Here is a 25,961-nt window from a genome sequence, read left to right as displayed (position 1 = left end):
CCCAAGCCCAAATGAGTCCATGATGTCGAACCAGTCCAAGACGCCCGAGAGCCAAGATTCCCGCCGCGGTTTCATCAAAGCGACGGGAACGGTTGCTGCAGCGGCCACCTTCGCAGCCACCACGGCGCCGCAGGTCCACGCGGCTGAAGACAACACGATTCAGGTGGCCCTTGTAGGTTGTGGCGGCCGGGGAACGGGAGCGGCCGTCAACGCGTTGTCGGTCGATAACGGTCCGATCAAATTGGTAGCGATGGCCGATGTCTTCCCCAAGAATCTGGAACGCAGCCAGAAGAACCTCTCCAACGCGTTTAAGGATCAAGAAGGCAAAGTCGACGTGCCCGAAGAGCGGCAGTTCGTCGACTTCGATGCTTACAAAAAAGCGATGGATGTGCTGCGTCCGGGCGACGTCGTGATCCTGGCAACGCCGCCAGCATTCCGCTGGGTTCACTTCAGCTATGCCATCGAAAAGGGGCTGAACGTCTTCATGGAAAAACCGGTCACCGTCGATGGCCCGACGACGGTGCGTATCATGGAGCTGAACAAGAAGGCGAAGGAAAAGAATCTGAAGGTCGCCGTCGGATTGATGTGCCGTCACTGCAAGGCGCGGCAGGAACTGTTCGAACGGATTCAGGGTGGCGAGATCGGTGAGATCAACATGTTGCGGGCTTACCGCATGGCGGGACCCACGGGGACCGCGGCGTGTGGGCCGAAGCCCGAGGGGACCAGCGAACTGATGTATCAGATCGCCAACTTCCACGGCTTCTTATGGCTCTCCGGCGGTGCGGTCAGCGATTTCTTGATCCACAACATCGATGAAACCTGTTGGATGAAGAACGATTGGCCCGTCAAGGTTCACGCTTCGGGCGGCCGCCACTATCGCGGCGACGATGTCGATCAGAACTTCGACAGCTACGCGATGGAATACACCTTCGCCGACGGAACGAAGATGTATATCGGCGGACGGACGATGCCGGGCTGCCGTAGCGAGTTCGCCAGTTACGCCCATGGTTCCAAAGGCATGGCGGTGATCTCGACAGCCTCGCACACGCCGGCCAAGTCGCGGATCTATCGCGGGCAGGTCGCTGATAAAGCCAACTTGGCTTGGGAATTTGGTCAGCCCGAACCAAATCCTTATCAATTGGAATGGGACGATCTGATCGCCGCGATTCGCGAAGACAGCGAATACAACGAAGTCGATCGTGGTGCGATGGCGAGCATCGTGACTTCGATGGGACGCATGGCGGCGCACACCGGTCAGGAGATCACGCTTGACCAGATGATGGCTCACAAACATGAATTCGCCCCCGGCATCGACAAGCTAACGCTCGATTCGCCGGCGCCATTGCAAGCGGGCGACGATGGCCGCTACCCCATCCCGCTGCCAGGAATCGTCAAGAAACAAGAATACTTGAGCTAGCGTGTCACTAGGTGGAGCCACTTCGTCGGCTCGATCTAAAATGCTAAAATCCAACAAGGCGAGCCACTCTGCTGGCTCGCCTTTTATTTTGGTACCACCTCTCAAACCGCCTCGACTCTCGGAGGAATTCCCGTGGCCGACACCTACCGTTGCTTCTGGGTTGAAAAAGACGCTGCGGGAGACGTCCAGCAATCGATCATCGACCGCTCGGTCGCCGACTTGCCAAGCGTTGAATCGCCGAGCGTTCGCGTCGCCGTCCGTTGGACATCGCTCAACTACAAAGACGCGTTGGCGGCGACGGGCCATCCTGGCATCGTCCGCCATTTCCCGCACGTTCCCGGGATCGATGTCATTGGCGAAGTGATCGACAGCGACGATCCGCAATTTGCCACCGGTCAAACCGTGATCGTCACAGGCCACGAATTGGGGACAAGTCGTCACGGCGGCTGGTCACAACAGATTCGTGTACCTGCATCGTGGATCGTCCCGCTGCCGCAAGGGCTCACGCCGCGCGAAGCGATCATCTTGGGGACCGCTGGATTTACCGCAGCCCAGTGCGTGCAATCGCTGCAGCATCACGGTGTGGAACCCGATTCGGGAAAGGTTGTCGTGACCGGAGCCAGCGGAGGCGTTGCCAGTATCGCGATCCAGATCTTGTCGCGGTTGGGCTACGACGTCGTCGCGGTCTCCGGGAAACCCGACCAGCACTCTCGACTGAAACGATGGGGCGCTGCGGAAGTGATCGATCGCAACGACTTCATCGACGAATCGAAACGTCCGCTGTTGAGTGCTCGCTATGCCGGCGGCGTCGATACCGTCGGCGGACCGACCCTCGAAACGCTGTTGCGAACAACTGCCTACCGCGGCTGCATCGCCGCCTGCGGATTGGCTGGCGGACATGAGCTACAGACCACGGTTTATCCCTTCCTGTTGCGAGGGATCACGCTGGCGGGAATCGATTCGGCGATGTGTCCGATGCCTCAGCGATTGGAAATCTGGAACCGGTTGGCCAGCGATTGGAAGCCGGCCGGACTGGAAGATCTGGCCAACGAGATCTCGCTCGACGACCTGCCAGCTGCTGTCGACAGCATGCTGGCTGGAAAACATTCGGGACGATCGATCGTCCCGATGTGACATCGGCGATACTCAAAGCGTATCGGTGAACAACTTGTACGCTTTCAATCGCATCGCTTCGGGGAAGTCGTGGTCGCAATCGGGGTGTTCGACCTGCAAGCGATCCGCGGCGTCGTGCAGTTGATAAACCTTCTTTGCCGTGGCGGCGACTCGGTCGACGCTGTCGTGCTGGAAATTACTGTCGTGCAGCGGAGCGACGATCAGCATCGGACGTGGAGCCAAGGCGGCGATCAGCTCATGAAAATCGAACGGGATCTCTTCCAGTCGGCCACGATATTCAGCCAGCCGCGGCATGTAACGCGTCGAAGTCCATCCGCTTCCCAACTGCCAGACGGACGGCACGCTGCCGTAGTAGTCGAGAAAAGAATCGAGTCCACAGCTGGAGACGATCGCCCCGATGCGAGGATCAAAAACAGCGGTGTAGACCGCGTTGTGGCCTCCCAGCGAATGGCCGATCGCACCAATCGATTCCTTGCGAACGTAGGGCAGCGACTGCAGCAGATCGATCCCACGCATGTTGTCCCAAATCGCCTTCAGCGTCCCACTGGTCCACCCCAACGCTTCGAGATCGGGTTGATAATTGGCCAGCAACGGATAGCTGGGAGCCAACGTGACGAAGCCGCGCTCGGCCAATTCGGCGGCGTATTGTCGATTCGCTTTGCCACCCAGGCCCACCACAACTTTGTGCCCAACCGAATTGTCGGTCGGATGCAAACAGAGAACCGCGGCGGCTGGCTTGGCGTCGTCGGCCAGCAGCGTCTTGGGAATCGAAAGGTAAGCCGGCACGCGACTGCCCGGTTCGGATTGATACGTGATCAAACGGCGAACATAGCTACCGCAATCCTCTTCCGAATCGATGCGGACGTCCAACGGCACCCGCTTCTCTTCGCCTGGCATCGCCCCCATGATCGCTTCCATCCCGGCAAGCACCTCGCGTCGGCGAGCTTCCCAATCGGCGGGCGACTGAGCGGTTTGAATCGCTCCATCGGCCGCGCGGTAGGCCAAGATCTCGGTCTGTGGCAATCGAGTCGGCGACGTTTCCGTGGCCTCCTCCGCAACCGGTGGCTCCGACTTCGGGGTGTCTGTGTTTGATTGTTGTGCAGCAGCCCAGTGGCAGGGGAGCGAGAGTAAGGCGCAGCAGGCGGTACGATTCCAGAACGAGGCGAACTTCATCAGGTGGGCTCCGAAAGGAGAGAGGCGGGATTTTCAAACTGGCTCCCATTCTACACCGGCTGGAGCTGAGGCTTCAGCCGAAACCGTGTGAGTCCGCATTCAATTCGGCTGAAGCCTCGACTCCAGCGCGGCGGACGCATTCAATTTTCGTGGGGCTCGCCGATGCAGTAGAGCATTTCTTGTCGCTGGGGACCGTCGCCTTGGCCGACGCGGAAGTAGATCCGACCGCCGCAGATCGTGGGTGTTGCGTAGGCGTCGGTGCCCAGTCGATTCCTGGCGAGTTCGATATAGTCCGAATTGTCGGCTGCAAAAACGGTGCAGGTTCCGTCGTCGGCGGTGGCAAACAATTTGTCGCCGGCGAGCACAAGGGCGCTGCTGAAATTGCCTCCCAGTCGCTTCTTCCACATCTGAGCTCCCGTTTCAGCGTCCCAGCAAAACCCGATCCCTTGATCGCTGACGGCGTACAAGAAGCCATCGCTGACCAGCATCGAAGGTTCGTAAAGCTTGGTTCGGTTGCTCCAGACTTCGGTCGCATCTCCATCGACGTGGATGCACAGCGTGTGCGCATCGGGATAGCCGCCGCTGGCGTAGACATGATTTGCGTCCCAGACCACCGTGCCGCAAGTCGCTTCGCTGGTTCCGGGGACCAACCAGTTTTCTTCGCCGGTGGCCGGGTCGTAGCTGGTCACGGCATCGCCGCCGGTGATCAGCAATTGATCCTTGCCATCGACATGACCAACGATCGGCGAAGAGTAGGTCGAGACGGCGCCGCGGCGTTTCCGCCAGATCGGTTCGCCCGTCGATCGATCCAACGCCGCGATGTAGCCTCCGCCGCGGTTATCGGCGGCGATGATCACCGAGGTCTTGTAGATCAATGGCGACGGTGCGTATCCGAATTTTGAGTTGAAGGCGCCGACCGTCGTCTGCCACGCGCTCTCGCCGTCGATGGAAAGTGCGGTCACGTGGATCGCATCGTGGTGCAAGAACGCTGCAAATACATGTTCCCCATCACACGCCAGCGTGCTGTTGGCTTGCGTCCCCTTGGCATGGACCTCGCGTGCGAAACCACCTTGATTGACTTGCGTCTGCCAACGTTGCTGGCCGCTGGATCGATCCAACGCGACAACAAACTGAGTCTCCGCCCGTTCGTCGGCGGAAGTAAAGAAAACCTGGTCGCCAACGACCGTGGGAGAGGCATGGCCGCGGCCTGGAACCTTTGCCTTCCAGATCACGTTTTCGGTTTCGCTCCACCGGATCGGCACCTCTTGATCGGCGGCGATCCCGTTACCGCTGGGGCCGCGCCAGCTGTTCCAATCCGCTTCCGATACGACGATCGGCGCGGCGGCGGTATCGTCTAGATCGACGCGGCCGGAGATCTCTTCGACTGGCACCTTTTTAGGAGAACAGCCCGCCATCGCGAGCAAGGCGATCGACATGAGTCGCATGTGAAAAGGCATCCGGCGCATCGATAGCTCCTCGGGGCGTGTAGGTATGTGTTGACGCAGGTGTGTCGCCGTTCAATCAGCCTAAAGGATCATCGCTCACGAGAACATGAGGGCTGGCAGGGTGGCGAAGAGAGCGGAACAGTGTTGGATCTGGAATCAATCAATGCGAATGACCTGCTGCGGTAGCAGATAAAAGGCTTGTTCGGATCCGCTCATGAATCGCCGGCGTGGCCTGCTATGGGGAGCGACCACTGCAAACCGGCTGGTGAAAGGTTCTGGAATGGACCGTAGTGGGCTGGGTTGGTTAGAATGGGGGGCGAGCCGTCATCTCCCAAATCCCTCCCCGCCGATAGCTTCCCGCATGTTAACTTCCTGCCGCTATTTGTTAGGTATGTTCCTCGCGTCCAGCGTGTTGATGATGCACGCGAGTCGTGCCGATCAACCCTCGGAGGGCTCCGGCGACCTGTTCCCCGTTGCGAAAATCAACGACTTCGTGTCCCAAGCTTGGGAAGAGCGTGGCGTGCAACCTGCCGCGCGTTGTGATGATCGCCAGTTCGTCCGCCGCGTCTATCTGGACTTGGCTGGTCGCGTTCCCACGATCGAAGAATCCGATGCGTTTGCGAACGACACCCAGACGGACAAGCGGGCTGCGTTGGTCGATCGGTTGTTGGCGAGCGAAGATTATCCGCAGCACTTCGCCGATCTGTTCGATGCGCTGTTGATGGGGCGGACCAACGAAGGCAAATACAAACAGCGGGCTAATTCGGGCTGGCGGAAGTATCTGGAGGATGTCTTTCGCAACAACCGTCCCTGGGACGAAGTCGCTGCGGAAGTGCTGTTGGCCCGCCCCGAAGACAAAGCGAAGCGGGGAGCTGTGTGGTTTCTGTATGAACGCAACGACCAGCATCAAGCGATTGCCGAAGCGGTCGCTCCCGCCTTCTTCGGGATCCGGATCGAATGCGCCCAATGTCACGATCACATGGTCGTCAACGAAATCGAGCAGGCGCACTACTGGGGATTGGTCGCATTTTTTAACCGCAGCAAAAATGCCAAGACGAAGGAAGGGCTGCGCGTTGCCGAATCGGCCATCGGTGGTTTCTCCGACTTCGCCAACCTCGAAGGGGACAGCACTCCCAACCTGTTGACCTTTCTCGGAGCTTCGACGGTTGAAGAGCCACGCCCGGCGGGAGACGCCAAGCAGGAAGACGCCGACGATTTGTACGTTGCGACAAGCGCGGAACCCGCCAATCGGATCCCCAAATTTTCGCGGCGCCAGCGATTTGTCGAAGACGTGTTGCGCGATCACCCGCTGCTGGCGCGGTCGATGGTCAATCGATTGTGGGCGATCATGTTGGGACGTGGCATCGTCCATCCGTTTGACGAGATGGACAGCGTGCATCCTCCCAGTCATCCCGAATTGCTCGACTGGTTGGCGACCGAATTTGCCGAAAGCAACTACGACATTCGCAGCCTGGTTCGCAGCCTTGCGCTCAGCGATGCCTATCAACTCGATTCGCGGAAACCCATGGGAGTCGACGATCCCGCAAGTTTCGCCTGGTACCTCGAGCGGCGACTTACCGGAGAACAGCTCGCCCGGTCGATCCAGTTGATCGCTGAGGGGAAGTTCACCAACGACGCGGAGTTGATCAAACAGTTCCGCCAACAGATCTCCGACGTCCTGCCGGACGAAACCGTTGTTGGCGTCGACGACACGTTGTTTCTGACCAATGGTCCCGGACTGGATAACTATCTGCGAAGCAGTTGCGACAAGGCGGGGTTGCTGGCGGAGCTGAACGGCAGTGAATCGCATCGCCAACGGGCCGAGCGTTTGTTTCAGAGTGTTTTTCTGCGGGCTCCCGACAGCGACGAAACCGAGGCCGTCGTCGACTATCTGGAGGCGAGGAACGATGACCTTCCCGCCGCCCTACAACAGGTGTTGTGGTCGATGATCAATAGCGCCGAATTTCAATTCAATCATTGAGGCAGCTTCCGATGAAACATACACACAAAACCTGCGGTAGTCCCGAGCACTTGTTGCATCGTCGTTTGTTCCTGCAGGGGACGATGGCGGCCAGCGCAGCGTCGGTCGCCAGCTTCAACGGCCTGTTCTCGGTCCCCGCGCTTGCCGATGAAACGAAACGCCGGGGCAAGAAGTGTATTCTTCTGTGGCTGTGTGGTGCGCCCAGCCAGTTCGAAACCTGGGATCCCAAGCCGGGGACTCCTTTCAGTGGTCCCTTCGGCGCGATCCCGACCAATCTGCCCGGAGTACAGATCAGTTCGTTGATGCCAAAGTGTGCGGGGATCATGGACAAGTTGGCGGTGATCCGCAGCATGAGCACCGAACCGGGCGAACACTTTCAAGGGATCGATGTGCTGACGCGAGGCGATAAGCCGCGGCAGCCGTTTGTTCGTCCGATCCTTGGTTCGGTGGTGGCGGAGCAATTGGGACATCTGGACAGTCCGGTTCCGCAGTTCATTCTGTTGGACCCATGTCCGGAGGGGAACGAATTCAAAGGCTTCAAGGCGGGGAACTGGGCCGGTTGGTTGGGAGCACAATATGGTCCGGTGCGAGCCGGCGGCGAATATTCGATTCCAAATTTGAATAAGCTCGATACGATCTCGGACATCGACCACCAGGATCGCGAGGCGCTGCGAAGTTTCTTCAGCAAGAAATACGAAAACGATCGCCGCAGCCAAGCTGCGGGCTCGCTGAACGCGGCCTTCGATCGGGTCAAGGGACTTATGAGTTGTGCGCCATTGTTCGATCTAAACTCTTTGCCCGAAGCGGATCGCCAGCGATACGGAGCCGGTGCGTTTGCACAGCACGCGTTGCAGGCGCGGCACTTGATCGAAAACGGATCGACGTTTGTGATGGTCGCCAACGGCATGCCTTGGGACAACCATGTCTTCCAGCACGAGATGCATCAGATGCTGGTCCCCGAATTGGACAACGTCTTGTACCAATTGGTGACCGATCTGGAGGATCGAGGGATGTTGGAAGATACGTTGGTGATCGCGATGGGAGAGTTTGGGCGGTCGCCTTGGTTGAACGCAGCTCGCGGACGCGATCACTATCCCAAAGCATGGAGCTTGGCGATGGCGGGGGGCGGAATTCGTGGCGGCGTCGTGCATGGTGCGACCGATCCGCTGGGGCATGAGGTGGCTGAGGATGCAGTCGACAACCGGCAACTGTTTGCCACGATCTTCGCAGCCTTGGGGATCGATCCACATGAGGAGTACGACCTTCCCGACCTGCCGACATTTTCACGTGTTGAAGACGGGGTCGCCCCGATCGAACAACTGTTGGTTTGACATACACCATCGGCAAGGCGATTTGCGATTCGCAATGTCGCGCGGCGATCTTGGATTAGCTCACGGAATCAATCATGAAATCAATCACACTCAAAGAAAAGCATCGCCACAAACTGCCGATGGGCATCTTGTCGATGGCGTTGTTGCCCGACGGCGTGGGACTCGTGGCGGGGTGTATGGATGGTGTCTACCTGACCTCGATCGATAAATCGCGCGAACCCAAGCTGCTCTACTCTCACGGTAATTATGTCAGCAGCGTCGTCTCGCTCGGTGGCGATACGATCGTCTCAGCCGGATACGACGGGACCGCACGCTGGTTTGATCTTGCGGAACAGAAGCTCACCGATTCGGTCAAGCTGCACGACTTCTGGTCCTGGGACATGACCGCCTCGCCCGATGGAAAGCACCTCGCATCGGTCACCGGTCAGTATCTTGCTGGCGGCTACAAATACGAACCGCAGGAAGAATCGGAGCCTTCGATTCGCGTGGTCGATGTCGCATCGAAGCAGATCGTCCACAGCCTGCCTCATGTGCCATCGGTCCAATCGGTTGCGATCAGTCCCGACAATCAATTTGTCGCTGCCGGAAATTTGATGGGCGAGGTCCGCATCTATCGCATCGCGGATGGCGAATTGGTCTCCCAGTGGACGACGTCCGATTTCACCAGTTGGGGCATCATCAAGAGTCATTGTTATCTGGGCGGGATCTTTGCGATGCAATTCAGCCGCGACGGCAAGCACTTGCTGCTGGCGGGGATGGGGCCGATGCGTGATCCGATGGCGGGAAATGGTAAACAGTTGTGGCAGAAGTGGGACTGGCAGGCTGCCGAACCGAAGATGATCGATCAAACGCACGAGGGAGACGCCGGCGAAGGACTGATGGAAACCTTGGCGGTTCATCCATCGGGCGAGATGTTTGCGATGGGAGGCCGCTTGCGTGGCGGCGATTGGAACGTCGCCCTGTTCGATATGCAGACCGGCGATCGCATGGCGATTCTGAAACTAGGGTTCCGCGCCACCGAAGCGACTTTCACCCCCGATGGCAAGCACTTGGTGATCGTCGGAACGCAGGGACAGCCCTCCAAACCCAAACCCAAAGGCGATGGCTTTCCTGATTTTGGACGCGTCGAAGTCTTCGCGATCGAAAGCGAAGCCACGTAATTGAAGCTGAAGCGGCGTCTCCAATTGCCGTTGGAAGACTTCTGCAGTCCATCCAGTGAATCAGCAGAAAGCTATTCTGCCCGCGATCGAAGTTTTGGCATCGGGCTGCGGTCTTTTCTTTGTTGAGGTAGGCTGGTAGCCGCTGTTGGAAAATCGGTCTTTGAGTGAGGTCTGTCTGTGAGAATTTGTCTCCCGCTGTGTTGCTGTCTGATCGCTCTCTGCTCGCCGACGATTACAAGCGTCGCGGCCCAGTCGCCGTTGGAAAACGTGCCGCCGGTGGCGACTTATTCGATCGTCGCCTTCGATCCACAGACGCAGGAGTTGGGGGGGGCGGTGCAGTCGAAAATTCCTGCCGTCGGCGCGATCGTGCCGTGGGTTAAAGCGGGCGTTGGTGCGATCGCGACGCAATCGTTTTCGAACACTCAGTACGGCCCCGACGGTTTGTCGCTGTTGGCCGAGGGGAAGACGGCTGCCGAGGCGATTGAAATCTTGACGAACGACGATCCCGGTCGCGGGCGACGCCAGATCGGGATCGTCGATGCCACCGGCAACGCGGCCACGTTTACGGGCGAAGGTTGCATGGCGTGGGCTGGCGGTAAAACGGGTCGACACTATGCAGTCCAAGGAAACATCTTGGTCTCGGAAGAAGTGGTCGATGCGATCGCTGCGGGCTTTGAACAATCGCAAGGCGAACTGGCGACGCGATTGATCGACGCACTCCAAGCCGGCCAAGCAGCTGGCGGCGAGAAGCGGGGAATGCAATCGGCGGCGTTGTTCATCGCTCGCGAAGGCTGGGGATACGCCGGTTTGAACGATCGCTACCGCGACATCCGCGTCGACGACCACGCCGATCCGATCACTGAACTGCGGCGAGTGTATCAGTTGCACAAGCAGCTGTTTCCCACACCACAGTAAGTTGCTCGCGCGGCCGAACAGGGAGCGTTATTCTGCGTCGTCCACTTCGGCAGGCGCTTCCGCGGGGGCCGCTTCGTTTTCGCCAGCTTCCATTTCAGCGGCCGGCTTCTCCGCTTCGGCCTTTTTCGCGGCCGCTTCTTCGCGTCGCTGTTTGGCCGTTTTGCGAACCGGTTTCGCTGCGACTTGGCCCAGCAGTTCGGCGGCTTCGATCTGCACCGAGTTGGCCGTCACGTTGGTCAGCGTTGGCGGATTGGCATAGCCTTCGACGACGACGCGATCGCCGGGCATCGCAAATTGAGCGCCCTCCATTTCCAGCTTGATCCGCGTCTCTTCGGTCAATTGCACCTGAACGATCTGACGCGGACCGGTCATCACGCCGAGTTCGCCTTTTCGGCCGAGCCCCGCGACACGGCCGACGATTCGATATTTGCTGGGGCCAACCTGCTTGGGTTGCACCTTCGCTTCGCCGCCGAACAACGCAGCAGCACCACCACCGCCACCGGCTTCGGCGGGATAGATTCCCGGCGTGACGTCGGCCAGTTGATCGGGGCGCGGTGGGCGTCGCGGGTTGGGCGTGAAGGCTTCCATTTCCAAGATCGGTTCCTGACCAACACCTCGGTCGTCAAACATCCCGCTGAATCGAACGAAGACGCCTGGCCGGAGCCAACCGGCTGCCGCGGTTCCGCTGTACTGGATCTTGTTCGGCTCCTTCGGCAGCAGGACCAGGTACATTTGAGCGTCGCTTCCTTTGACCTGCATCAATTGGCCGCGCACGCCGACGAATTGCCCTTCGACACTGATCAATTGGTTTTGCCCCCAGGTCGTCGCAACCGCGACCTGAGTAAACAATGCGATGATCAGTAAACGTGAGATGTGGGACATGGCCGGAAGCCTCGAGCGTTGAACGGCGTTGGTGACGATGCGAAGCCGACATTATAACGTCGGTCGCCGCTTACCGATTGAATAAAAACGCCGGACTGTTGATCAGCGCCCAGGTCAGATCTTCGGTCGCCGTCAAACGCTCGTTCGCCAACTGTTCTTGACTCTGTTGCAGATCGAGCCGCAGCTGTAGCATCTTTGGATCGTCCGGCGTCGGCTGTTTCAAAGCAGCGATCCGTTTGTCCAATGACACGACGACCGGATCGGCGGGAACGGGAGCCTTGGCCGCCGCGATCGCCTTGTTCAGTTCACCCAGTTTCGCGTCGATCTTGGCAAAGTAGTCTCGCAATCGTTTCTTTTGTTCGTCGGAGCGTTGCTCCGACGCGACCGACTGGATCGCCAACAGCGGTTCGGGCAATCCCAGCTGCACTTGGGCATCGGTCGTCGCACTCAAACGGAACCTTGCCAAGCGATGATCCGCCGCGTTGTGAACTTGATCCAACGTGAACGTGAGGATCGTTCCTTGCGGATGCCCGACGGGAGCTTCGGTTGCGAAGGTCGCCCAGTGAACGGTGCCACCGGCGGGCGAGATGGCCCAGCCTTTCTGATCCCCCGCGTTACCGTCGATCGCTTGAGCGGGATCGAAGCCGGATTGCGTGAAGTCGGCTTTGGCATCCTTCAACTTCAGCTTCGCTAGCTTTTTCGGTTTATCCGCAGCGGCTGCTTGGACACTGAATTCGGTGACGACAAAGTTGCCATTGCCGGGCAACCCCGGTCCGCCTCCGGCGACGCCAGCTTGCGGCAGCGCTTCGAGCCGGAATCCGGTGATCCCCTGCAATTTGGTCTTCACCGTGATCACGTATTTCCCTTTTTCCGCCTTGCCGCTGGCGACGATCGAGCGGTCTTCTTGGCGAGCTAGAGTCGCTCCGTTGGAAGCCGACAGGCCGCTTGGTTCCAACAGGAACCATTCCGACGTGGCATCCCCATGTTGCTGAGCCCAGGCGGCCGCATGATCATCCAATTTGTCGACGTAAGCTTTTTGTGTCGCCGTCGCCGCGGCGATCCGTTCGTTGCGAGCCGCTTCCAATTGATCGCGTTCCGTTTTCATCGCGGCGATCCGATCGGAGCGTTCTATTTCGACCGATGCGAGTTGATCCAACCGCTTTTGTTCCAACTTGGCTCGCTCTTCCTGCCACCAGGCTTCACGCTCGGCGAGTGTTTTGGCTAACGTTTCGTGGTCGGCACCGATCTCGCTCAAGATCGTTTCAAACGCTTCGACTTCGCCCGGCTTGGCGTGTCGGTTGAGAACGCGAAGGAAGATCGCGTCGACCAAAGCTTGTGGCGTTTCGTTTTGTTGAGCGATCGAGGCCAACGCGTTTTTAGGGTCGGAGATCGCGGCGCCGACCGTCGGTCCACTAACCAAAGCCATCACCGGCCCTAGCTGCAGATCGCTGGAGCGTTCGCACTCGCAGGAACTCTCCCGCGAAGGACGCCCAAAGTTTGCCAGGAAGCCGTCGGTCAACTTGATCCCCGAATCGGGAATCGCCGCAGCGCGGGTGCCTGCCGGAACGCCAGGGATGTGCGATTCGGCCCCGGTCACGCGATGGACCGCGTCGTACAGCACCTCCGCCGGCAAACGCTTCGCCGTCGCGTGGGAGTAGTTCAGCGCATCGTCTTCGTTCCACTTGTTCGTTTCCACGCTCAATTGATAGGTCCGGCTGTTGGCGATCAACCGCATCAGATGCCGGGTATCAAAACCGCTGACGACAAACCCTTCGGTCAAGAAGTCGAGCAGTTCGGGATTGGTCGGCGGATTGCCAGCTCGGATGTCGTCGATCGGTTCGATGATTCCGACGCCGGTCAGATAGCCCCAGATCCGATTGACGTAACTGCGGGCGAAGTACTGGTTGTCGGGAGCGGTGATCCAGGCGGCCAGTTGTTCGCGGCGGTTTGCCGTTTCGGGCATCGGATGTTCGCACGCATACGGGAAGACCGGCGGTGCGATCGCTCCGGTTCGCTCGTGCTTGATCTCCCCATCCTCTTTCTCATAGACGACCTCGTACAACGGCTTGGCACCTTCGACCGCGGTTCCGCCGATTTTGGCTTTGCCCGCCGCCGGATCCGCTTTCAACGCAAAGCGTGCGAAGTAGGCGCTCGTCTGGTAGTACTGGTCCTGGGTCCAGCGTTCAAAGGGATGATCGTGGCACTTGTTGCAGTTGAACCGAACGCCCAAGAAGAGGTGCGTCGTGTTCTCCATCGTGTCTTCGGGAGTCCGCAGAATCTTGTAATACGATGCTGCGGGGTTCTCCTTGTTGGAACCGCTGGAAGCGACGATCTCGCGAACGAATTGATCGTACGGCATGTTGTCGCGGACACGCTGCTGGATCCAATCGCGGAACAGCTTCGCCCCTTCGGCCCCCAAGAACTTGCGATTGACCTGCAACAGGTCGGCCCATTTGTTCGACCAATACTCGACGAAGTCATCGTTGCCGATCAATTGATCGACCAATTGTTGACGCTTCTCCCGCGACGGCAGCTCCGATCCGGTGAAAGCCAGCACTTGATCAGCGGTTGGTGGCAGCCCGGTCAGGTCCAAGTGTATGCGGCGGACAAACTCTTCATCGCTGCAGAGCCCCGAGGGTTGGATTTTCATTCGCTGCCATTTTTCAGCGACCAGTTCATCGATGCGGCCCCACGTTTCGGGCTGTTCCCAGACGAAGTCGTCGCGATTTCCCATCACGGTCAACGTCGTCGCGGCATACGCTCCTTCGAAGCGAGCCAGGATTGCCGCTTCGCCCCGTCGAACCGCTGTCATCAGACCGGTGATGTCGCGCGTGGCGACTTCGGTATTGCTGCTTTCGATAAACGCTTCTTGCGTGACATCGCGAGTCGCCCCGTCGGTGTAGGTCGCCACGACACGAATCTGTTGCCGCGAACCGATCTGTTGTACGACGGGGTTTTGCGGCAGGATGTCGATCTTCGCGACGCGCGCCGATTCGAGATTCAACCGCGCCCCTTCAGCGATCCACCGTCGCATGATCTCGTGATACGGTTCCCCTTCGTTGACCAAGACGCCGCCTTCGTGCGGCGCCAAGCCCAGCGTCTTCATCAGCATCAAACTACTCTCGGGCGAAGCGATGTTCACGCGTCGCGCGGCTAGGTCGTCGGTCAACGCACGGATATCGAACAGCGGGTCGTAACCACGCAGCGACAACTTGAAGCCGTTCTTGCCATCCTGAGCTCCGTGACACGTTCCCTGATTGCAACCAAGTCGCGACATCACGGGACCGACATCACGAACGAAATCGATCGGCGCGGCGGAGTCCAAATCGGCAACCGCCACGGGAATTCTCAGCTCTTGATCCTGCAACCGCACGATCAACTCCGCTTCCCCCGCCGCACTTCCACGCAGCAGACCGCCGGGGGAAAGCGTCGCCAAGGGATCGGTCAACGTCATGTCGGCGATCCGCGTGACATCGACACGTTCCCCGTTGGCCAGTTCGGCTTGCACCATCAATTGCACGTAGGCGAAAGGGCCGGTCAGCTGGATCTTCTCGGGCGACGCCACCAGCCCCGTTAGCTTGGCGTCGGCGGGGATTGATTCCGGCTTTCCGGCAGGCAGTTTTTTGCTGCGCGATTCAGCCCAAGCCATCGGGCTGCCAGCGGCGATCGCTGCGGGCGATGCCGCTTCGGAAAGGGGGACCGCCGCGAAGGTTTTGGCGATCGAGCCATCTTCGGGATTCAGCAACCGGATCAGTCCGTCGGCTCCCGCGACGGCCAATAGCCCCTGCGCGGAGAAGTCGATCGCGTAGACTGCCGTTTCCGGGATCTCGACTTGCGCAACTTGATCGATCGACGACGAAACGTAGTCTTCCAGCTTCTTCTTTTCTTCCGCGGAACGTTGCGTGATGCGTTTGGCTTGGATCGCTTTGATGGCGGCGGGGAACTTGGCTTCGGGAACGTACTTGAAGATCCGCACCTCGCTGTGGCCATCGAGAGTCGCTGCGGCGGCTAACAATGTTCCATCGGCACTGATATCGACGCTGAAGATCCGCCCTTTCATCGCGGGCAACTTTTTCAGCAGGTTGGCATCATCGCCGATCTTCCGCGCGGTCTGCCGGAAGATCCGGTAGACCTTGGCAATTCCATCCGCTCCGCCAACGAAGATCTCATCGCGCGAAGGGTGCATCACCACGCTGTTGACTCCACCGCTGAGCGCACCGGGCGTGATCGACGTGATGTTGTCGACAAACCGCTCCGTTTCGACCTCGATCAATTTACAGGTCATGTCGCGACCGACGGAGACCAAATGTTTGCCATCGTTGCTGAACGCTGTCGCACGGACCCAATCGTCGTGGGCCCCTTGGAACAGTTGCTGTTCGCCCGTTTGGGCATCGATCGCACGGACGATCGTATCGGCACCGCCAAACGCGATCAGCTTGCCATCGGGAGACCAGCTGACGCCGTAGACTGTGTCGAACGTGGCGGGACGCGACAGCAGAAGCGTCCTTTTTTCGACGTCCCAAACCTGGATCTCTCCCAACCGCGATGGCAGGCCGCCGGCGACAGCCAATCGCGTTCCGTCGGGAGAGAAGCGGACCGATTCGATCCGTTCGCTGAGTCCGATCAGCCGGCCGACTTGAGTGAAGTCGGCGGTTTCCAATAACAAGACTTCATGAAACCCAGCGATCGCCAACAGGCTGCCATCGGGGGAGAAGTCGATCGATGGGACGACGGGCGGTTTGCTGTAGACGGGTGGATTGTCGGCGGAGTAGATGGGGCCGGAAGCGGGAGGGGAATCGTTGACCGCACCTGCGGCGATCCAGTTGCGGATCTTTTCGATCTCGACCTCGTGCAACGGCTTGCCACCACGAGGCATTTCGGCGACACCGTCGGCCGGCGTGATCAGTTCAATCAGGGAGCTCTCTTCCGGTTTGCCGGGAACGATCGCCGCGGAGCCCGACTCGCCGCCAGCGAGCAGCGCATCGAAAGCTGTCATCTCGTAATCGCCTTGCGGTTTGGCCGGTTGATGACAGCCTTGGCACTGCGTCCGCAAGATCGGTTCGATATCGCGAACGAAGCTGGGTTGAGCGATCGGCGTTTGCGGCGGTTGCTCCGCCAGCAGAGGACTCAATAAACCAAAGGTTGCCAGCGTCAGAACCATGCGTCGAATCATCCGGCGCAGCGGGGGGGCGACGAGCATCGGGCATCTCCTCCAAGAAATTCAGCAACACAATCAACCGGACCCTTTAAAAGACCCGACGAACGATGGCCGATCCATCACCGCGTGAGTTGCCGGTGAGGTAGCGTGGGGCAGGAGCCCATGCAGGCAGGGGGCGACGTTGAGCAAACGGCGAGGAAACTCGCTTAACCCCGCGGTTAACGGGGGCTCAAGCAACCGGACCAGCGTATCACTCGGCCGGTTGCAAGTCAAGAAATTGGAGGCGAGGCTGGCAGTGCAAAGCTGCGAATTGCAGCACCGCCGTTAGCGGTTAGGCATCCATTCCCATCGCTTTGAGAATCGCCGAGGTCAGCGAACTGACGTCGGCAGATTGGACGCTGTCGGTCCACAGGTTCCGCATCAAGTCGGCTGAGATGACTCCGCCGGCTAAGAGCATCATCAGGATACCAGCCAGCGACATCACGTTCCAAATCGAGAAGGGGACTTCATAAGCTGCGGCGCCAGCGTTTGCTGCGACGGAGGCGTCGCCGGGGACGACCGCGTTTTCGTCGATCGAGACCTCGTCGACTTCCGCTGCTTCGATGTCCTGGACGTCTTCGCCCAGGCTTCCGTCGGCTTGATCCCAGCCGGCTGCTTCGCCTTCGCCCGAGAGCATCTCCGCTCCACCAAGCTCCATCGCGTCGCCGAACGACTGGGAGTCTTCGATCTCGATAACTTGCGACGCACTATCGTCATCGGCTTCCAGACCGATCCCGCCTGGGGAGAGTTGGAATTCTTCGTCGGCTTTGAAATCGACCAGCGACCCGCTGCTACCAGGGCCACGTCCGGAGCCCGACCCGGATGCGGGATCCGACAGTTCGCTCGATAGATCGATCGCCGAGATGCTGGAGCCGGCGAGGTCCAGCGGTTCGCTCTCCAGCGACAGTCCGCTGTCCGATGGCGTCATCAGGTTGATGCCGCTGCCACCTACGACCGAGATGTCGCTGCCGGCGCTGTCGAGCACCAATTCATCGTCATCGCTGATCACCAGATCGTCGTCATCATCGTCGTCGCTCAAGACCGATTCCGATCCTGAACCTGACGATCCCGGACCGGATCCGCCCAACAGGTCCGACCCTTCGGCGAGGTTCAAGCCGCTGCCAAGATCGCTGATGTCGGCTCCGGAGAGTTCCTGGTCGCTACCGCCGGTTGCGGGGTCGGGTAGCGAGAGGTCGATGTCACTGGGATCGCTGAGTGCTTTTTCGGAAAGCGAGAGATCGATGTCGCTGGGATCGCTGAGCGCTTTTTCGGAAAGCGAGAGATCGATGTCGCTGGGATCGCTGAGTGCTTTTTCGGAAAGCGAGAGGTCGATGTTCATCGCGTCCGACGGATCGTCTTCGGCAAGTCCCAGGTCTAAGCTCAAATCGACATCGCTGTCTCCTTCAGGACCGCCGATCAGGTCGTCTCCCGAATCGGCAATGCTTAACTCGTCCAGCTCGCTCGCCGAACCGCTGCTCAGTTGAATCGATTCGTCGCTGGAGGCTGCAGCATCTTCCGCCGCGATCTGTTCGGCCGCAGCGGCATTGGTGTCGTTGGAAGCATCGTTAGCCAAAAGCAAGTCTTCATCGCTGCCTGCCGACGATCCAAGCTCTTGGATTTCGCTCTCCCCCGCCGGTTCTTGATCACTGGTCCCCGACAGGCCGCTGTCGAGGCTCAGTTCCGCGTCGGATAGAGGTTCGTCTGGCATGCCGCCGCCAAACAGTTGTGTGGAGTCGCCGTCGTCCTGCTGTTCGGCTAGCAACCGGTCGATCTCCGACTGAGGAAATTTCCAGCTCGAGCCATCCTTAAACGCACGAACCTCGCCGTCGGAGCGCATCGTCACAAGCTGCTCGGTTGAAATTCCAAGTAGTTGTGCAGCTTCTTCGAGCGGGACGAATTGGTTGGCCATGGCGTGGGCTGACTCCAGGTCATTATGAAAAGTTGACTTTCGGGGCATCCGCCCGATCGGTTCAGCATAATCCGTCGCCACGGTCGTTTCAAACAATCGTGGTCGAGTAAATCGGACAAGATCGATTGTGACGCGATCCAAAAGAGGGGCGACTTGCGGTGGTAATTGCCAAGCGAAACTCGGTTCCCTTCCGATGGTTGTCTCCGGACAGGCAGGACGGGCGGCAAAGGGGCTCGTTCAAGACTCGAGAGAATCGCTTAGCGGTGCGAATACGAAGCAAGCGGGGAGCTCGCGAAGCAAATGAGGTTACTGAGAATTGTCGCTGCGGGGGGCCTCTTTCAACGAATAAGTGTTCAAGGTTCTGTTCGCGATTGCTTGCGTCTTCGCTTTGAATGCCTTTGTATGCTCGGCTGTTGAGAGAGAGGCCCAATGTGAAAGCGTATGGCACTGTCGAAGAGAAAGGTCGCGTGCCGGTTTGCTGCCTGCTCGCTAGTCGACGCATCCGATCTTACTATAGACCGATCTTAAATAGATCGATCGTTTGAGAAGGTGGTTACGGCACCGGGCTATGTGGTGGGCATGCTTCAGGGCGATCGTTGCATCGCGAGTTACCGCAGATCTTGTGAAGTTGGATTCCAGCGATAGATCATTGGAATCACGACGACGGCACCGAGCCACGCCAGGGCCAAGTCTTTTTGTGCATCCCAAATGTCTCCCTGTTGCCCGTTGTACGATTCGGCCATCTCGGGTGAGAAGAGCATCGCGATCTGCCACTCGAGAATCTCATAGGCGGCTCCGATGGCAAGGACGCACGCCATCGCCAGGATCGCTGCTGCCGCGGGTGCGATGCGACACCACGACTGAAGAAGATGTGAGATGGGGGCCATCCCAAGTGCACCCGAAGCGAAGTGGACCAGGCGGTCGTAGTGGTTGCGTTGCCAGCCGAATGTCTCCGAGATCGTATGCCCGGTAAACATCTTCACTGCATCGTCGTATGGGACAAACGAGTAGATCCATCGAGCCCCGATGATATGCAGCCAAAGGAACGTCAGGCAGCAGATGTACGAACTTCGCGACGGGTGATAACGGACGACGGCAACCGTCAGCAGCCCGATTCCAACCGCTGTCGGGATATGCTGTAGCACGAGTTCGTTGGGATAAGGTGCGGCGACAAACGACAACGGAATCGCCGCCGCGGTGACGATCAGCCCAATGATCCGGAGTCGACGCTGGGATGTTGGGCGAATCATGGTACCTCGTTTCTGGCACTGTCGGAGACTCGACGGTCGCAAGCGACTTGCACCTGGCAAACGACCAAGCGAAGAACCATCAGCTGGCGCGTTGGACAAATTCTACCAGGCGCAGCTCGCCATCACTTACACCGCGATAGCTTTTCCACCGCATTGCTGCAGGCGTTGAAACGAAGCCGAACTCGCGAAGAATCGAAGACGGCTATTCGTCGCGTTGCTCTTGGATGATTGCCGCGGCGCCTTGTTGCAGCAGTTCCTCGGCCAGTTGCCGCGCGAGCGTCATCGCTTCTTCGGGTGGCGCGACGCCGTGGGTGTAGAGTCGCTGCTTGCCATCGCGCGAGACGACGACGGCGTCTAGATGCAGTTGCCCCGAGACGATTCGGCCGTAGGTCCCGATCGGTGCCAGGCAGCCACCTTCGAGCGTCAGCATCAGCGTCCGTTCGGCGGTGACCGAGGCGTGGGTGTCGGGGTCGTTCAGAGCCGACAGAGCGGTGCAGCAGAATCCGTCGTCGGTGCGGATTTCGATTCCCAGAGAACCCTGCCCAGGTGCCGGCAGCATCTTTTCTGGCGGCAACGCTTCGGTGATCCGCGTGTGCATCTCCAGCCGCTGCAAGCCAGCTTCGGCCAAGATGATCGCGTCGTATTCGCCCGAATCGAGCTTCTCGAGTCGCGTTTCCACATTGCCGCGGATCGAACGGACTTCGAGGTCGGGACGCAGGTGGCGCAGCTGGGCTTCGCGGCGGCGGCTGCCCGTGCCGACGATCGCTCCCGCTGCCAGTTCGTCCAGTTTCTTGTCGCCACGGCTGATCAAGCAGTCGCGAACCGGAGCCCGCGGCGGCGTGGCGATCAGAGTCAATCCGGGCGTCGGCGCGGTCGGAAGATCTTTCAAACTGTGAATCGCCACATCGGATTCTTCCGCCAACACCGACCGTTGGATTCCTTTTGTGAACATTCCGACAGCCGATGCGCCGTCGATCGGGCGTTGATCGACATCACCCCGCGTCGTCAATAGAATCAACTCGACCTGATGTCCGGCTTCGGTCAGGCGATCGGAGACCCAATTCGCCTGCCACAAAGCGAGTGGACTTTGTCGAGTTGCTAATCGGATGGTGCGCGGAGTTTCGGATGTCATCAAATATCGCCTTAGGCTTCGATTTCGAGGATCACTTCGATTTCAACCGCGATGCCGCCGGGCAACGCGTTGGTTCCCATCGCGCTGCGAGCGCCCACGCCAAACTCTTCGCCAAAGACTTCGCGGAACAGTTCGCTGAAACCGTTGACGACAGCCGGTTGTTGGTCGAACGCATCGGTGCAACGAACCAACGCCAGAGCTTTGACCACGCGCTTCACGCGATCCAGGCTGCCCAAGTTGGCTTTGATCGATGCGAGCAGAGTCAGGCCGACTTGACGCGCTGCGGCATAACCGGCTTCGAGATCCATGTCTTCGCCCAGTCGGCCGACGATCAGGTTGCCATCGGGTTTCAGAGGACCGTGTCCCGACAGGTAGGCCATGTTGCCCACGATGACGCAAGGCTTGTAGACGCCAGCTGGTTTGGGAGCTGGGGGAAGTTCCAGGTTCAGTTTTTCCAAATTCGCTTCGGCACTCATCGTTGATTCCTAGATCGTCGGGAAGTTTTTGGGGTTGGCTAAATAGGTGGGAAGTTCGTCGGAACGTTTCCGTGGGCCAGCGACGCCCATCGCGGGGGCTTTTGCTGGCGGTTGGGAATCGCGTTCGGACGACGAACAGCTTAACGACTTTGCCGTCGTTTGCGAACTGCCGCGCGCCAAACCCATCCCGCTTCGCAGACCACCAGCAGCGGAAAGAGAGCGAAAACCAAGGTCAAACCGTAGTAGAACGCCCAGTCGGCGCGAGCTGCCGAGCCGCCGGTCATCGCGATCCGCACGACGCCCATCGGCAGGGCGCAGATCGCTGTCAGGATCATCAGGGCGGAAACGCCAAATCGCAACTGGCGGACTCCGTGTTGGCGATACAGCAATTTCGCCAGCTGGATGATCAGAATCGCTTGCAGGGCGAGATATCCCAGGAACAGCAGGCTGGCCTTTGTCGCCGACGCATCGCCATTGAACGCGACCATTGCCGTGAAGCTGAGGTTCAACAAACCGATCGCCGCCACGGCGAGGACAAACCGAACGCGTCGCGCGGCGGGGTTGTCGTTGCTGGTGCGATCACGCGGAGGGTGCGTCGCTGCCTTTTCCGTAAACATCGTTGGGGTCCACCAAGCGTGAATCGGCGACCTTCGCCGTGCCATCGGTTTGAATCGCGCGATAGAAACAGCTGGCAAAGCCATCGTGGCAGGCGGCTCCCGTCTGCTCGACGCTCAACAGAATCGTATCGGCATCGCAGTCGACGCGGATCTCGGTCACGCGTTGACGATGACCGCTGGTCTCTCCTTTGCGCCACAACTGGCCGCGGCTGCGACTCCAGTAGGTCGCTTGCCCCGTCTCCAATGTCTCTTCCCACGCCTGGGGATTCATCCAGGCGAGCATCAAGACGCGGCCGTTGTCAGCATCCTGAGCGATTGCTGGCAGCAGGCCATCGACGCCGCGCGAGAAGTCAGGAATGGCGGGGGCGTCGGTCATTGGAGTTCCTCGAGCAGGGATCGCAAGCAAGTCATTCTATTGAAGCACGGCGGTGGCATGCTTGGCAAACAGGCCCCGCAGATCCTTTTTGTACGTGTTGAGGATCTGTTGGCCAAGCCCTTCATGATCGCCACAGCGGTACAACGCTCGGGCGAGGATGATTTCGCGGAGCGGTTGGCTGCGGGTTTCATTCCCCGAAGTGCTGGCCGTTGCGTTGATGTCGGTGATCGCGTGCCCCATCATGCCGGGTTTTCGCAACAGCTGGGCCAGTGGCTCAGCCGCTTTCGGATCGCCGATCGTCTCCAACGCCATCGCGACGGCGCGGTGATGCGAGAACTCTTTCGACGCATCCAACTGGTTCACCTTTTCCAGGATCGTCGCCAGCGCGTCGTCGTCTCCCGATTTCCCCAACGCGATGATGTGCGAATCGAGTCGCGAGATGCTGCCGCCGTATTGCCCCATGCCGCGGAAGTTCCAGCCTTCGTCCCACTCCGATTTCCGAATCAGATCGGCCAGCACGTCGCTGCCGGTCGGATCGCCGAGCATTCCCAGCAGGTTCGCATAAACCACCTTGTGCTCGTCGTTGTCGGCGGCCGCAAAGGCGGTTCGCAGCTGCGGCAGGGCGGCTTCGCTTTGATCCAGGATCACCGAGAGGCCACGATAATCGTGGACGACCGATTCGACGGCGGCAGCGAGCACGTCCGCGGCGGCGGGCTGCGAATCCTGGTGGCTCAAGACCTCCGATTCCAGCGAGCCGATTTCGACAAGGTGCTTTTGCAATGCGCTGAGGTCGATCGAACGGGTCGATGAGTTTTCTTCCGCCGCCATCGAAGCCGCGATGCCGGCTGCATAACCTTGGTTCTGCACGCAGGGTTGCATTCGCAGGATCGGCATCGCGTCGCGGTGGGCACTGATCCCCAATCCGGTAACCAAGATGCCATCGAGATCTTTTGGCAACAGCGCTCGGTACGGGACCGGCACGGTCATCTGTTTCTTGTCGGGGAAGTTGATCAAGAAGACGGGATGGACGGTGTAGCCGTGCGTGTCGAAGTTGCTCTGGTGCATCGCGATCGTATCGGAATACTTCCGCTGGTTCATCAGATCCAGGGGCGTGATGAAGACTTCGCCCGCGATCCGCCGTCGTTCGCGCGAATCGATAAACGGCGAGATGTCGTAGCTGTTTTTAAACTTGCGTCGCGCCGAGACGATCATTCGCCATTGGTCGACAGGATCGGAATCGTCCGAGAACGAGTAGTCGGTGTTGGTGTAACCGGTTCCGAGGGCTCGCGGCGACAGGCCGGTTCCCTGCATCGCTACATGATCCGACGACGTCGTGATCGTTTCGGCGCCAGCCGCTGCGGCGACATCGGCGTTGCCCGTCGAATCGACGACCGTTTTGGCCAGCACGACGCCGCGGCCGGTTGGCGTTGCGACGACAACGCCTTTGACAAATTCGCCGCTCACCAGCGTGCCGACGCCAAGGGTCGAGAACCAGATGTCGCACCCGGCGGCGCGGACTTCGCGACGCCAGTACTCTCGTTTGGTCACGGGATTCCAGCCGCCATGCCGCTTCGGTCCGCCCAACGCGGCGACTCCCTTATCGACTTCGGCTGTAAATCCCTTGCGATATCCGTGGTAATAACTGCTGATCAGGCCCAGCGTTCCCACGCCTCCCAGGTGATCTTGATATTCGATAACCAGTGTTTTCGAACCGCGCCGGCCCGCGCCGATGCCAGCGGGCGCTCCGCCGGTGCCGCCGCCAACGACCACGACGTCGTAGGTTCCCAGGATGGGCAGACTGCGCTCGGGAGAGTTGACCGTTGGTAGATCTTCATCGGTTGGTCGTGCACCTTGCAGGAATTCACGCACGTCGACCAATCGGCTCGCGTCCGCGTCGATGCTGCTGGCGACAACGATCTCGCCGCTTGTTGGTTTGGCTTTCGCCGCTGCGTAGGCAGCTTGACCGACGCGTTGTCCCAAACGGATCAGATTCAGCGGCCGCATCAAATCGTGAGCCGCAGACCGCGAGACACCGGCGGCGCCGCCGAGAACATAGATGCGATCCAAGCCGTCGGGCTGACACGCTTTCAAGTCGAGCGTGGCAGGATCGAACGAAGCATCCTCAACCGCGATGGCCGAGACGATCGGATCGGGTGGAATTTGGAAGGCGAAGTCGGATTCATCGACCAGCTGGGCCGAGAAGGTTGCGTCGCGGAGCTGTTGTTCGGCAGCGGCGAAGGAGCCGAAGCTGCCATCGGGCATGTCGACTTCCATCGTCACGACCTGTAATTCATGCAGTCCATCGCGCGTGCCAAATTCGACGCCGGGAGAGGTCAGTGTCATGCCAGGCTGTGGCTCAAGCTCGCCGCCGACGACGACGCGTTGAAACGTCTGTCGACCGCTGGGGTAGGGAAGACACTTGGCGCCGGCGATCCGAGCGGTGGTGCCTCGCATCGTGGCGTCGATGATCACCGGCGCTTTGACGGCTTGGCGGCCAGCCCGGTTGGCCATCACGATCCCCGCCAGTTGTCCCTGCTCGTCGCGCAAGACGTCGGTCACGGGGGAACCGTACAGGAATTTGACGCCCGCATCGATCAAGGCTTGGTCCAACGCATACTTCACTTGCATCGGTGTGGGAGCTTGTCGTTTGGTCGTTTGTTTGGTCTCGGGTTGATCTTCCAGGATCACCAATTCGCCCAACAGCATCCGCTCGGACTGCTCCGTCTTTTGCACCGTGACTTTGATGAAACGGCAGGGCTGTTTGATCGGCAAGGCGAGGTCGACGCCATTGTTTTCGTTGACGCCGCCATCGAGCTGGTTGTTGGCGACGACGCCGAGGTCTCGCCACAGTTTGCCGTTGGGAGAGGTCCAGACCTGCATCTGAGCGACTTCGAAGACGCCGGTGCGTTGATAGGCCAGCAGATGGAGTTCCTTGACTCGCTTGAGCCCTTCGAGTTCGGCGACGATCGTGACCGTGTCGTTGAACTGAATCGAATCGTTGACGGCGTTGCCCATCCGGCCGTCGGTCAACCGCGATGCTGGTTTGGTCTCGGCGTGGGCGCGATCGGCGGCGATGTCGGCTTCATATTTAAACGGCAAGCGGCCAGCCCACAGGCTCGGTCTTGGAGCCACATCGAACAGCTTGTGTTCCAGCGGCAACTCGGGTTCTTCGCCCGGTTCCAACCACAATCGCAGCGTTCCGGTGACGTCTTCGCCGAGATAGGGTCGCGGTGCGGCGAGGAAGACCGACGCTCCTTGTTCGGCAGCGGCGATCGCGGCCGAGACGGCTCCGGTCGTTCCGCCCACGACAACGACGTCCGCCTGGTAGGCGATCGGCAATTGACGCTGCGATTCGATGATCGATGTTTCCGCGAAAACGGACCGCGCGCAAGCGATCCAACAAAGCAAGGCGATCGAGGTGCGATAGTGCTGCATGATGGAAGGTTTATCGATTGGGGAAAGGAAGCGTCGCAAAGGGACGCTGTGCCTGGCTGGATTTTTAGCGAGGAACGGGGACGGAAGGTGCGGGCCGTGTGAGTGGCGGTATCACGCCTCAAGTCTCCCAA

Annotated in this window: 17 protein-coding genes; 6 read left to right on the top strand and 11 right to left on the bottom strand. The window is 59.5% G+C overall.

Features of this window, described 5'->3' with window-relative positions:
- Positions 1-22: 22 nt before the first annotated feature.
- The gene (locus CA51_RS21545; RefSeq protein ID WP_145123224.1) at positions 23-1,417 is read left to right on the top strand and encodes a Gfo/Idh/MocA family protein; all 1,395 of its coding nucleotides are present in this window, start codon (positions 23-25) and stop codon (positions 1,415-1,417) included.
- Positions 1,418-1,549: 132 nt separating this feature from the next.
- Positions 1,550-2,551, top strand: a complete 1,002-nt coding sequence (locus CA51_RS21540) for a YhdH/YhfP family quinone oxidoreductase (RefSeq protein ID WP_197451378.1) — start codon at positions 1,550-1,552, stop codon at positions 2,549-2,551.
- A gap of 12 nt (positions 2,552-2,563) precedes the next feature.
- On the opposite strand, the gene CA51_RS21535 is transcribed toward CA51_RS21540, so the two are convergent.
- Together CA51_RS21535 and CA51_RS21530 are read right to left on the bottom strand one after the other, a co-directional pair.
- Positions 2,564-3,724 (bottom strand): alpha/beta hydrolase family protein, encoded by a 1,161-nt coding sequence (locus CA51_RS21535; RefSeq protein WP_145123222.1) that lies wholly within the window; start codon positions 3,722-3,724, stop codon positions 2,564-2,566.
- 140 nt (positions 3,725-3,864) lie between these two features.
- A complete protein-coding gene (locus CA51_RS21530) occupies positions 3,865-5,190 on the bottom strand; it encodes an outer membrane protein assembly factor BamB family protein (protein WP_145123221.1) in 1,326 nt (441 codons plus the stop codon).
- 340 nt (positions 5,191-5,530) lie between these two features.
- Between CA51_RS21530 and CA51_RS21525 the strand changes: the two genes are divergently transcribed.
- The 4 genes from CA51_RS21525 (at position 5,531) to CA51_RS21510 (ending at position 10,556) form a co-directional block, all read left to right on the top strand.
- Entirely contained in the window at positions 5,531-7,150 is a 1,620-nt protein-coding gene (locus CA51_RS21525; protein ID WP_197451377.1) for a DUF1549 domain-containing protein, read from the top strand.
- Between the two features lie 11 nt (positions 7,151-7,161).
- Complete coding sequence (locus CA51_RS21520) at positions 7,162-8,481, top strand: DUF1501 domain-containing protein (protein WP_145123219.1); 1,320 nt, start codon at positions 7,162-7,164, stop codon at positions 8,479-8,481.
- 74 nt (positions 8,482-8,555) lie between these two features.
- Complete coding sequence (locus CA51_RS21515; RefSeq protein ID WP_145123218.1) at positions 8,556-9,641, top strand: WD40 repeat domain-containing protein; 1,086 nt, start codon at positions 8,556-8,558, stop codon at positions 9,639-9,641.
- Between the two features lie 177 nt (positions 9,642-9,818).
- Positions 9,819-10,556 (top strand): DUF1028 domain-containing protein, encoded by a 738-nt coding sequence (locus CA51_RS21510; RefSeq protein WP_197451376.1) that lies wholly within the window; start codon positions 9,819-9,821, stop codon positions 10,554-10,556.
- Positions 10,557-10,583: 27 nt separating this feature from the next.
- Here CA51_RS21510 and CA51_RS21505 read toward each other — a convergent pair whose 3' ends face one another.
- The 9 genes from CA51_RS21505 to CA51_RS21465 form a co-directional block, all read right to left on the bottom strand.
- Positions 10,584-11,438 carry a hypothetical protein gene (locus CA51_RS21505; RefSeq protein ID WP_145123217.1) on the bottom strand — a complete coding sequence of 285 codons (855 nt, stop codon included), beginning with the start codon at positions 11,436-11,438 and terminating at the stop codon, positions 10,584-10,586.
- A 70-nt stretch (positions 11,439-11,508) separates the two neighbouring features.
- A complete protein-coding gene (locus CA51_RS21500; protein ID WP_145123216.1) occupies positions 11,509-16,638 on the bottom strand; it encodes a DUF1549 domain-containing protein in 5,130 nt (1,709 codons plus the stop codon).
- Between the two features lie 289 nt (positions 16,639-16,927).
- Complete coding sequence (locus CA51_RS21495; protein WP_197451375.1) at positions 16,928-18,544, bottom strand: helix-turn-helix domain-containing protein; 1,617 nt, start codon at positions 18,542-18,544, stop codon at positions 16,928-16,930.
- Between the two features lie 608 nt (positions 18,545-19,152).
- The gene (locus tag CA51_RS21490) at positions 19,153-19,794 is read right to left on the bottom strand and encodes a DUF2238 domain-containing protein (protein WP_145123214.1); all 642 of its coding nucleotides are present in this window, start codon (positions 19,792-19,794) and stop codon (positions 19,153-19,155) included.
- A 202-nt stretch (positions 19,795-19,996) separates the two neighbouring features.
- Complete coding sequence (gene hemC / locus CA51_RS21485; RefSeq protein ID WP_145123213.1) at positions 19,997-20,926, bottom strand: hydroxymethylbilane synthase; 930 nt, start codon at positions 20,924-20,926, stop codon at positions 19,997-19,999.
- A gap of 11 nt (positions 20,927-20,937) precedes the next feature.
- Entirely contained in the window at positions 20,938-21,402 is a 465-nt protein-coding gene (locus tag CA51_RS21480) for a RidA family protein (RefSeq protein ID WP_145100724.1), read from the bottom strand.
- 140 nt (positions 21,403-21,542) lie between these two features.
- Entirely contained in the window at positions 21,543-22,019 is a 477-nt protein-coding gene (locus CA51_RS21475; protein WP_145123212.1) for a hypothetical protein, read from the bottom strand.
- The gene (gene hisI / locus CA51_RS21470; protein ID WP_145123211.1) at positions 21,982-22,395 is read right to left on the bottom strand and encodes a phosphoribosyl-AMP cyclohydrolase; all 414 of its coding nucleotides are present in this window, start codon (positions 22,393-22,395) and stop codon (positions 21,982-21,984) included. The genes CA51_RS21475 and hisI overlap by 38 nt, the downstream gene beginning before the upstream one ends.
- A gap of 36 nt (positions 22,396-22,431) precedes the next feature.
- Entirely contained in the window at positions 22,432-25,830 is a 3,399-nt protein-coding gene (locus CA51_RS21465; protein ID WP_145123210.1) for an FAD-dependent oxidoreductase, read from the bottom strand.
- Between the last annotated feature and the right edge of the window lie 131 nt (positions 25,831-25,961).

The organism is Rosistilla oblonga (assembly GCF_007751715.1).
Lineage (GTDB): Bacteria > Planctomycetota > Planctomycetia > Pirellulales > Pirellulaceae > Rosistilla > Rosistilla oblonga.
This window is presented reverse-complemented; position numbering and strand designations above follow the sequence as displayed.